This is a genomic window from Wolbachia endosymbiont of Atemnus politus (genome assembly GCF_013309895.1).
This window is the reverse complement of sequence record NZ_JAAXCS010000180.1, coordinates 1-1655: the sequence shown is the minus strand read 5'-3', so window position 1 is coordinate 1655 and position 1655 is coordinate 1. Positions and strand designations below refer to the sequence as shown.

At 34.0% G+C, this 1655-nt stretch carries 1 pseudogene; it reads left to right on the top strand.

Annotation, left to right across the window (positions count from 1 at the left end):
- Positions 1-242 precede the first annotated feature (242 nt).
- Positions 243-1549, top strand: a pseudogene (locus HET73_RS09590) (phosphomannomutase/phosphoglucomutase).
- Positions 1550-1655: the final 106 nt, after the last annotated feature.

Here is a 1655-nt window from a genome sequence, read left to right as displayed (position 1 = left end):
TGTTACAAGATTCAATGACACTTAGAATATCATTTTTTTTCTGTTTATCTACATCTAAACTTTGATTCTCAACTATAAATAAACCTTCGTTTCCCTCTAACATTACCTTACCATTTGCTAAACAACATATTTAAATATTAAAACTTTAAACTTAAAAATCAACTAACAGAAGCGTAAATAAAATTGAGTATTTGTGGATTTTCTCTATATACTGAAAAGTTATTTATTATTTAATAGACAACATGGATAATGCTATCATAAGAAAATACGATATTAGAGGTGTGGTAGGCAAAGACCTACAGATCGACGATGGGTATGAGATACGCAAGAAGTTTGGCCAAACCGTAACTAATGTTTGCGTGGGCTACGACAGCAGAATAGACTCACCAAGTATAGAAAAAGAATTAATCAGGGGCTTAACTTTATCTGGAACAAACGCTATACGTATAGGACTGTGCTCTTCACCTATGCTCTACACTGCAACGCAAATTACGCAGGCAGACCTTGGTATCATTATTACTGCTTCACATAACTCCAGCGAATGCAATGGCTTCAATTTTTTTAGCAGTAAAAAAGTCTACTCAGATCAAGAAATAAAGGAAATTATAAGCAGTCCAATCAAAAGCAGTACAAAAATTGGAAGCTTAATTAACATAAACATATACAGCGAGTACATTCACATATTAAAGAGTGCATTAAAGAATAATACTACACAAAAGCTGAAAATAGCCTGGGATTGTGGAAACAGCTCAGTAAGTGGAATTGTAAGGTATATTGAAAAGATCCTACCAGGTCATACGCATATCGTAACCAATAACGCTATAGATGGAGTATTTCCATTGCACGATCCAGATCCTATAGAAGAAAAAAAATCTTGCTCAATTAATTAATATTGAAAAGAAAGATAAATGTGATCTTGGCATTGCACTTGATGGCGATAGTGATAGGGTACGCCTGATTGATAATAAAGGCAATGTTGTTTCCAACGACCACTTATTTATGATTTTTGCGCGTGAAGTATTGGATGAATACACAAAAAGCAAAGTTATTGCTAACATAAAAATGAGCATGAAAGTACATGATTTCGTTAGCAAGTTAGGAGGGCAAGTAATTGCCTGCGCTTCTGGACACTCACTGGTTAAGAAAAAGATGTTAGAGGAAGAGGCAAAGTTTGCCGGTGAACTGAGTGGGCACTTTTTCTTTTCTGAGCTGGGTTTTGATGACGGATTGTATTCTGCTGTTAAAGCCATTGACATTTTACTCAAGAAAAACCAAAGCCTATCTCAGATGATTGAGAGCTTACCAAAGCTGTATATCACTCATGAAGTAAAGATTGTAGTGAAAGACGAAAAAAAATTTCAAATAATAGAATCAATAAAGAAAACACTAAAGCAAATAGCAAAGCATTGCATTTTCAGAGCTTGATGGTATCAAGGTAACCAATAATGATAATAAAGGTTGATGGCTCCTCAGAGTATCAAATACATAAAACTGTATTACTGCATGATGTGAAGGAAAGACTTTAGAAGACTTTGAACTCACTAAATAGGTCTTGTTTTATTATATTAATAAAGCAAGGTATTTGAATTAGCTCTCTTCATTATAACACACGCACAATTAAAGCTATTGCAACTTGAACACTCATGATTCCATTG